The organism is Endozoicomonas sp. Z74, assembly GCF_057680865.1.
This window is the reverse complement of the sequence record NZ_JBLYZI010000153.1, coordinates 1-9,644: the sequence shown is the minus strand read 5'-3', so window position 1 is coordinate 9,644 and position 9,644 is coordinate 1. Positions and strand designations below refer to the sequence as shown.

Sequence of the window (9,644 nt, the reverse complement as noted above, 5' to 3'; positions counted from 1 at the left end):
TGGGATAATGCGGCTATGGAATCGTTTTTTAGTCGACTCAAAGTTGAGTTGGTTTATGCGGAGCGGTTTCAAACACTTGATCAGGCCCGATCCAGTATCTTCGAGTACATCGAAATGTTCTATAACAGAACTCGACGTCACTCAGCACTGGGTTATCTTAGCCCTGCTAAGTTTGAAGAAGTAAATCAACAATAGGTGTCCACTTTTAGTGGGTAACACCAGATCCAGACCGAAGGAGATATCTGGGAATTTACCGGTAAAACGGCTGCGCCCTGGGAGATAGAGCCTCTAGATCTGGCGGTGTCTGGTCAGTTAACAATGGGCAACGGGAAGGAGGGCAAATACGGTGCTCTGTCAGCCAGGGTCCGCTGGAATAATATCGAACTCACGGTCTTTTATAATTACAACACCCGTTATAACGCCTATGGCATCATATGGGGTGCCTTAACCGGCAAGATCGAGAGCAAAAAAGTAAAGGGTGATTGGCACCAGGTTGCTACCCTGACGTTTAAAGAAAGTATCACACTGGGTGAGATGGTTGAGCAGATGGTGGCCTGGGCCACCGGCACTTCCTTTGGGTTATCGGCCCCCTGGGATTTATTGAACAAGGTCAGTCTGGGTAATTTGTCCCTCTGCTATGACTTCACTTCAGAGACGGTGAGTTTTGATGTCGCTATCAGCACCGTCAATCTCGGTATCGCAAAAGTTGAAGGCATATCTATTGTTTATGGACCTGAAAAAGGGAAAACAGAAAAGAGTGTTCGGGTCAATCTGAAGGGCGCGTTCCTGTGGAAGAACCCGGCGGAACAGAAAGAGCCTTTATCCTGGGATGCTGCCAAACCGGAAACCACTCCGGCACCTCCGGGCCAGGGTAATAAATACCTGGATGTACAGATGCTGGCCATGGGCCAGCACGTCTTGCTAAACAACGGTGAGCCAGTAGAGAGTATCCAGAAAGCCATCAACCAAATGGCGGAGCTGCCGGACACCGAGCCGGGGCAGCTTCCAGCGGTAACATTCAGTGCCGACAGTTCCTGGCTGTTTGGTGCGGACCTTGGCATTCTGCGGCTGGAGGACAGCAATAAGAAGAAACGTCGACATACGGCGGGTGTCCAGTTGTCAGAAGCAGCCAAAGCCGCTTACATGCTGACCGTACAGGCTATTTTCAATGACCCTCAGCTTTATGGCCTGAGAGTGGCGCTGGCGGGCAAGCCTGCCAAGGTTTTTGCGGGGCTGGATTTTGAAATCCGTTACCAGAGGATCAGTGATGGGTTGGGGGTGTACCAGGTTGACTTAACCCTGCCTGCCGCCATGCGACGCTTTGACGTTGGTGCTTACTCCCTGACCCTGCCAAGTCTGTTTGTGGAAGTGTATACCAACGGCGATTTCAAGGTTGACCTGGGTTTTCCATGGCAGGAGGATTTTTCCCGCTCCTTCTCCGTTGAGGCCATTGTTCCTCCCGGTATTCCATTGGTTGGGTCCGGAGGTCTCTATTTTGGCAAGCTGTCCAGTGACACCAGTCATGAGGTGCCCGTTGTCACCAATGGCACTTTTAACCCTGTGCTGGTTTTTGGTTTGGGGATGCAGCTTGGCCTGGGGAAATCCATTAATGCGGGGATCTTAAAGGCCGGGTTCAGCTTAACCGTTATTGGCATTGTTGAAGGCCTGTTGGCAAAATGGAACCCTTATCAGCCAGCCCTGATCGGCGAAGGAGGCAGTAATCAGCTACAGGGCGAGTATTATTTCCGTTTGCGGGGGGCGTTGGGCATTGAAGGCAAAGTCTACGGCAAAATAGATTTTGTGGTGATTAAGGCGAGTGTGAATGTCGGGGTCAAGCTACTGCTGCAGGCTGATTATAAAGCCTACGAATCCATGGCTATCTCGGTGATTGCTTCGGTTCATGCTTCGGCCAGCGTTAAGATTGTCTTTGTTAAAGTACACTTCAGTTTTTCTACCAAGATCAAAGAAACATTCACTATTGAAAACAGCGGTAAAGCCCCCTGGACGATAGAAAAAAAACAATCAAAAGGTTTGCTCTATAAAACACCGGATGAACGCCTTTGGGACTTGCAGCTGAAGAAGCTGAAGAGTGCCAGAAAAGCCCGGTATATCACATTAAACTGGTCCAATTTAAAATCAGCTGAATCATTGATTCCCCTGCAAGGGTATATCAGTACTGGCCTGAGTATTGCCGGTGACCTGGCTTATGGTGACCCAGGCCGTCAGCTTTCCTGTTACTCCCTGTTGCTGTTTATCGACTCCATACCGCCTGCGGATCACAGTGATTCCAGTAGCTTGTTGAAGGCAACAGCCCGTGAACAGCAGGACTCCTCGTTTGAAGTTTTATGCAAGGAGGTGTTCCGATGGCTGGTTGCTGCGATTCAGGGACGTCAACTGACGTCTGATCAGGTGGATGAAGTCATTGTCACGGAAGAAGAGTTAAAAGCCATTGAGGCAAGGTTGGTGGTCACATCGGACAACCCGACGCCCCTCAGTGCCAGGGAGGCAGAAACCTTTCTGAAAGAACGGTTTGTCTTCACCGTGGAAACCGTAACCGGTGATGACCAGGGGCGAGATGAAGTGGCAGCCACTGTGTTTCCTGTTCCGGGTGGCCTGGAGCTGGATATCCCTGCTTATGGTGATGACTATGGGGGCTACAACTATACATTTGAAGATTATAACGACATTGATGGTCATTATTTGCATGCCCTTAATGCCTATTTTGCCGATTTGCAGGTTGAGGTTGAAGGTGAACAAGAAGAGAGTGCGCGTATTCAGTTAGCCAATAGCCGGTTATCCATGTCCAGCTATATTTTTGGTGATTACTTTCTGTTAATTGCCCGGCAGATGGTTCAAAGTGCCCTTTCTGGATTGCGTGACTTCAAATACATCATTCAAGACCAGGAGACCTTGCAGGATATTGCTGACTGGGTGAATCGTACGGGAAAACTGGAAGAACGGTTTACCATTAACGACTTACTGGCTGCCAACCCGGTACACATACTGAATACCGGGCAGGTGGTTAATGTTGGTTATGGGTATACGACCTCTTCATCGGAGAGTTTTGATGGACTTGCCGGAGGGGTATTTGCTGGCCAGTTCAGCGCTTATGATTTGCTGGCCTGTAATCTGGGCAATGAAAATATGATTCAGGCTGGTGAGGTCATCACTTTCCGTGATGAACCTGATTACATTACCCAGTACGGTGATACCGTATCCGATATTCTGCTTCATTATTCTTCAGAGCCAGGCGTTGAAGGTTCCCTGACACTGCTGGATTTCATTAATTACTCCAATATAATGAGCCTCAGTCTGTTCAGGGCCGGTCAGCCTCTGGAATTGCCTGTTATAAAATACCAGACACCATCTCTCTGCAGTTTTTCCGCGATTGCCCGTATGCCCATTTATCAGGGTAAATTCAACCTCAGCGTACTTGGTTTGCTCAACGGTGGGTATGATATTCTGCAGGCGGGGCAACTTATTCAATATCCTGGCAAAAAGGCATATCGGATACAGGACGGTGATTTACTGATCAATATCGCTACTGAACTTGGGCTGACACTGTTTGACCTGGTTGAGCATGTTGTCGATCAGGACATCATCAGGCCGTTAGCCGCCTTATTCCTTCCTCCTTATGGATACACGGTACAACAGGGTGACAGCTTTAAAACCATAGCCGACGGTTATGGCGTATCCTTTGAGCTGCTGGCTCAGAGTAACGCCCATAAAAATTATCTGTTTGATACCTCTGAGCAATATCTGAATCTGCCCCATTTACCCCAGTTTAAAGTCGGGGAGCTGATCAGAGAGATGCAACACACGCTGAGTCTGCATCATCTGTCCGGTATGGCATCACGCTACTACCTCAACGGGTTATCACTGCCGACCGCCGGGATTGAGCCCAGACATCCGGGGATGTGGGTGGGTCAGGATTTAACCTTCAGGGAAGGGCTTGAAACCGCCGGTCTGTATGCCTTGACGGGGCAACAATTTCCACTGCCTGACAAGCTTCAGGAGAGTGTGGATGATCCTTTCACGATCATACTAAAAGCGTCTGACCAGCTCCCATGGCTTACTTTTGCCGGTGAAAATCCTTCAGAAACCACTATCAAGGTTGTATCAGGATCTTACGAATATCGGCAAATTCAGGCGGTGAGCGCCTATGGGAAATCGACAGTGTTACCCACTGACAGTGACATTGGGGCGAGGAACATGGCCTCAATCACTTCTCCCTCTTACTCACTGGCAAGCAGCAAAGTATGGCAGGCAGCGGGAGACGTGGCTTTATCTTATGGTGAAAAACCGGAAGGCATACCCTCGCTTTCGTTGTGGGAAATTCCCGGTGATATGATCAACCTGCCAGACGCCCAGCGGGCGTTCTCGCCCTGCTTCAAACCGCAATTAAGCTATTTTGATGAAGCATCAGGGGCTACTTTAACAGAGGATCTTAATTATTATTCCTGGGCCACAACCCTGGGTTTTTCCATCAAACGGGTGCCGGAGTATGAATTCAGCCCCTCAACCAAAGACACTTATGAAATTGTGGGGGCTTCTGGAAACGATATCCTGATGATGGCCCGACTGATTGAGCAGGTCCGCTCCGTCGGAGAAATTGATGCAATCTATCTGAGTTACGCCCCATCCCTGGGGAATGAAACCGATGCGAATAAAACCTACGGCGGTATACAAAGCGATGCACACCAATACGTGACGATTGGGATTGCCCAGGTCAATCTCTCGGTAGAAACCAGGCCGCCAGCATTCAGAATGGCCATGATCAGTGACGACCAACCCGAAGGTCAGTTACTGAATACCGATCCGCTGGAGCTGATCCGCCTCCTGTGGCAGGCCAGCATTACCAACCAGGGAGGGTACTTCCTGTATTATCATAACGCTCAAATCAATGGAGGGTTACCGGACTGGATCTTTAATGATAAAAATGAAGCATCAGTACAATTGAATGTTCTTTATAAAAAACCGTTTGAAGAAGAAAGTGAAAACCGTTTAAAGAATTATCTGAATGCACTCGCCGTTGGTCAGCCAGTTGCTGCCAGCCAAGCTGTATTGGCTCAATTAGAATCCGATCAAAACAGACAGATCAGGTTCGAAAGTGGGGACAGCCTGGCAAGTCTGACTCGCCCTTATCATGCCAATGTGGGGCTGACCGCTGTTAAAAACAGAGATGTGCCTCTGTTGGAGGGGGTTAAGATATCGGCTGACAATGGTCTTTATCGGGTTCAGTCTCATACAGACCCTTTCAATTCACTGGCGCAGATTGCCTCATACTTCAGTACGACCCCGGACGCGATCAAGCAGGCGAACCCTGATATCACCCAATGGCCGGAACCGCTACCGGATAATCTGGCACTGAAATTACCCGGGATTACGCTCACTATTGGCAGTAGCCGTGGGGGCAGGAGTCTGGGGGATATTGCAAGATATTACAATATCAACCTGTTTGCTCTGGCGAATGACAATCAAGATGTTTCAGATCTTTTTGCCCCCGGCACCCGGCTGACAATCGATACCGGACCTCAGCAGATTCAGTCAACGGTGCCAGCCGGTGTTCTGGCACTGGAAACCAGGCGCCCCTTCATTGATATGCCTGATGATCTGGAGGAACCTGACTACGCCAAGGAGTATTTATTAAACAATTTCAGCCTGCTCCATTATCGTATTGCGGACAATCTCTATTTCAAAAAAAGCAATGACAGTCTGCCAACCAGTCCAATGGCCAGCCCTGAGCAAGTTGAAGAGCCTCACAGTAAAGTGCGTTGTGCTCCGGTATTAATGGCGCATAAAGACCGTTGGCACTATCAGCAGGCCATGCCATATTCCCGCTTTGCACTGTCAAACAATGGGATAAACAGTCAGTACAATGGCGTAGGAGGGTTATTGCAGCTGAATTTTGCCTGGCTGGATTTGTATGGAAACAAAATGGTGACCGACTTATCCGATCAGGAAACACCAGACGGAAGACCTTTGAGCCCGCAACTGTTACAAATGGGTTATACCGATGCATTAATCGGCCTGAGTCAATGGCCTTCGGTGTCGTCCTCATGGCATGTACAACGGAATGATACAGGTCAGGCCGCGGCTTTTCTTGATTTTTACTTTGATGCGAGTCCTTATGCCGGGCTTATCGATGTGAAAGATATTCAAAGTCATCAGGTTACAGCGGTATTTACCAATGTAATTGACAGTGATGAAGCGGAATCAAAGGAACACTATCGTTTGCTGGCTGCTGACTATAGTCAGGTTGATATTAAAGAAGTTGAAGTTGCTACTGATAAAAAGTCAGTGATCCTGACGCTCAGTACCCCCCTTACTACCGATCAAATCTATACACTTAAGGTGATAGGGCTGGCTTCCATGGAAGACCCTGAAATCAGCTTTGATGGTCAGGTGACTTTTGATTATTCCGTTCATCCTCAGTCGTTTGGTTCAACCGTAAGGGATCAGTCGGCACAATCATTACAGACCTATAAACAGCTGTTGCAGCAATTAAAAGATACAAATGGCGTTGAATTTGCGATTAGAAGTAGCCTGATAAAAGATGAGGTTACTTTAGATGGTGCAGTAACAACACATATCATTGAATGGCTGGAAAGTATCCATGACTTTTTAGTGGACAGATGTGATGGGGAAACGACCGCTTCAGAACCCGAGTCACGATTACCTGTTGAATATGTGATAACCCCTGATGCTATTTTTGATGGCAATGATATTTTTAAATTAAACTTCTGGTTTATCACAAGAAGGGTAGGAGGTGTTGTATATGGTGAGTTAAGCCATATCAATGGGATTAGAGAGGTGCGATCACCCGTACCTGTTTATACAGGGTGTGAGAAGGATTTAAATAGGTCAGTTACCTCATTTGCCGTTGAGTTTGAAGAAGCATTAAGGCAAGACCATTACCTGTTGAAAATAGCAACTGGAATAGACCGTGCAGAGTATGCAACAGGGAGAGACTTTTCCAATCTTTGGGTTGTCAAATTATCTCTGGATGGTAAGGGGAAAGGGATCGACTATCAAATCAATAATCCTGGTGAGCCATCATTATTTGCCCCAAGACCTATTTCGACTCAACTGATGAGTCGTGAGGTTAAAGTAAATCCATATATCCCCGGGTCAGGTATCAGTGAAGAGGGTGTGCTTCAGGAATTTTTTGATGTGGATATGGATAGCTGGATGGGAGCGTTTTTAAGCGCGATGGATAATCTGCTGACCCCGACGTATACGACACCAATACAGCTGGTAGGCAATAAGGAAGATAAGCAGTATTTGACGGAACTGCTGGATGTTAAGAAAAGAATTTCTCATGCTGTTTCTGGTTTAATGGTGCCTTTGTTTGAAAATGACAGTGCTGATCCGGACAATGCCAGGGAGATTTTTTATCAGCAATTACTAAAAAAACTGTCTAATGCTTATGAGGCAAGAGCGGGTATTGAATTTACAGCGACAGTTAAAGAAGACATCAAAAGTAATGTTATGAATGCTGAGCCTGCACGCATTTTCGGTGAGGTTTTAAATAACGACCGTTCTGCTGGTAACGCACTGTTGACCTCACCTAAACTGGTGTTGAAAAAGAGTGATGATCAGAAGCTGACTTTTGTTATGACCTCATCGGATTTAATTAAAGGGGCAGATAATGAGATATTGCCAGCGGTTGAACTGGATTTAATGTATTCCAGTTCTGATATTGAGCATCAGATTGGTAAAATGGAGGGGGTTGAGGGTTTTATGCCTTCCACCTGGCTGGGGTTTGTGATCAATGATATGGATCGCTGGAATAAGTCCTTAGGTCAATTTACAGTACCGCTGGTTTTACGGTCATACCCAGAGCAGCCTTCTATGCTTTTACAGCAAGGTGTTAGCCCTGTTTTGCAGGAAAAAGCAATCAATGATTTAAGCAAACTGGCCCAGTGGAATTATGAGTTTTCCTATTCCCAGTCTTTCCATTACCCACAGGATCGTATTGACTGCCAGATTGATTTTAATGCCAATGATTACCTGTCTGCATCAAGAATCTCTGATGATCTGTTTTCAGAATTAGCGCGATTTATCAGTGCCTACCCTGATATTGAAAAGGATATTAATAGTAATCTTGCTATCGTAGAACCTGATTCGAGTGATGAGGCTTTTGCTAAGGCCGGGGCTGTTCTTGAATCCTTTATAAGTCTGGCAGAAAATGTTGCGGACAGTGCCGGGGATACAGGGCTTACCCTGGCTGCATCAAATATCTGTGTAAATGATAGGATGTCTTATCATTTTTACATTCAGGAAGGGAGCAGGGAGGTTGAAGATGATAATGTGTTTGTTATTTCAGTTGTTGGCAACCCACCAGAAGGAATTGGTGGGGCAGTGGTCAACATACCGGGTTATGAAACAAAATTACTTGATTTCAATGGCGATGGCTCTGTATGTTCTTTTTATTATGAGAAATCTGGAGAAAAATTATCGCCTGCTCATGGTCAGTTAATAAAAGAGCGTATTGTTATTGTTGAAAATATAGGTGTTTTTTCCCGTCAGAACTCCAGAGCATATATACGCGTTAAAAGAAATGAGAATCTCATGCCTGAAAAGCGTATAGCAGATGATTTTATATATACATCAAAACAGGTCAGCTTGCCTGGTAGCTGTCAGCCTAATATTTTATGCAATAGTGTTATTGATATCGCTCAAATTGAGTCTGACAGGCCAGTTAAACGAAGTTTAAAATCTCAATTGATCAACATGTTTGACTCTTTGCTGAAAGAGAATGATCAGGATGTGCTTAATTTTCAAATCAATGTGAATTATCAGTATCAGTTAAACCGTTTTCTTGAGATGCCGTTAATTCCGATTTTAATGCAGCCTTCTTTGGATGTTTATGTTAAGGGCAATAGTCATGATAGTACGGGAGTGAAGGCGTTATCTGTTTTGATAGAGGAGATTTCCTTAAGTCTGGAGGGGTGGCTGGCCTCCAATAATCCTTCTCAGGATTCTGCTGAATTTTGCTTTGAATTAACGGTGATGTCTGGGCTTACCAGGGAGCCGATGCCTTTATTTAGCCTGGCAAATCTTAATTTAAAAATTTCAGATATTGATGTTTCTCCCCAAGGGATAGTATAAGGCTGGAGTTATGGAATACTCACTTCCAAATAAGAAATTAACTGGAAAAGTGCTGTGATCTTGATTGTTATGTTGAGGTCAAAGAGTCTACTGGAAACGGGATGCCTAAAATTGGTGGAAGAAGATTGTTTCAAATAGGTGTTAACAATGGGGGGAAATGCTATGGTCAATCCTCTTTCACTGTAAAGTTTGTGTGTCGTGTACTGCTGGAAGATTCGCCTGGTTATTTCCTTAGAAACAGGAAAGGGCGGTAGTGTGCTCTTTTTTCGGGGTGACTGTGTACATCGTGTCTGGGGCATAAATTTCATTTTCTTGCCACTGAAACAGCAATGGACGGGATAATGCTATATGCCACTGAATTATGAAAATGTGAACAGACTAAGGAAGGTGCGATTAAGTCCCTAGCCATGAGATAATACTCCCATCGCTTCCAGCTTGAGTTTCTGTCCATGAGCCAGCTTAGTTTCGCAGACAGTGAGTTTGTCCATAAACGCAGAACCACCCGCAAAGAGCGCTTTCTGGCAAAAATG

4 protein-coding genes are annotated in these 9,644 nt (G+C 46.1%); 2 read left to right on the top strand and 2 right to left on the bottom strand.

Going from position 1 to position 9,644, the window contains the following annotated elements; all coding sequences use genetic code 11:
- On the top strand, window positions 1-195 hold a 195-nt coding region (locus ACNRUY_RS24820; protein ID WP_488113191.1), incomplete at its 5' end, for an IS3 family transposase.
- A gap of 726 nt (window positions 196-921) precedes the next feature.
- Here the strand turns inward: ACNRUY_RS24820 and ACNRUY_RS24815 are convergent.
- Together ACNRUY_RS24815 and ACNRUY_RS24810 are read right to left on the bottom strand one after the other, a co-directional pair.
- The gene (locus tag ACNRUY_RS24815) at window positions 922-1,101 is read right to left on the bottom strand and encodes a hypothetical protein (RefSeq protein WP_488114356.1); all 180 of its coding nucleotides are present in this window, start codon (window positions 1,099-1,101) and stop codon (window positions 922-924) included.
- 192 nt (window positions 1,102-1,293) lie between these two features.
- Window positions 1,294-1,524 (bottom strand): hypothetical protein, encoded by a 231-nt coding sequence (locus ACNRUY_RS24810; protein ID WP_488114355.1) that lies wholly within the window; start codon window positions 1,522-1,524, stop codon window positions 1,294-1,296.
- 885 nt (window positions 1,525-2,409) lie between these two features.
- On the opposite strand from ACNRUY_RS24810, the gene ACNRUY_RS24805 reads away from it, so the two are divergent.
- The gene (locus ACNRUY_RS24805; RefSeq protein ID WP_488114354.1) at window positions 2,410-9,114 is read left to right on the top strand and encodes a LysM peptidoglycan-binding domain-containing protein; all 6,705 of its coding nucleotides are present in this window, start codon (window positions 2,410-2,412) and stop codon (window positions 9,112-9,114) included.
- The last annotated feature ends 530 nt before the right edge of the window (window positions 9,115-9,644 follow it).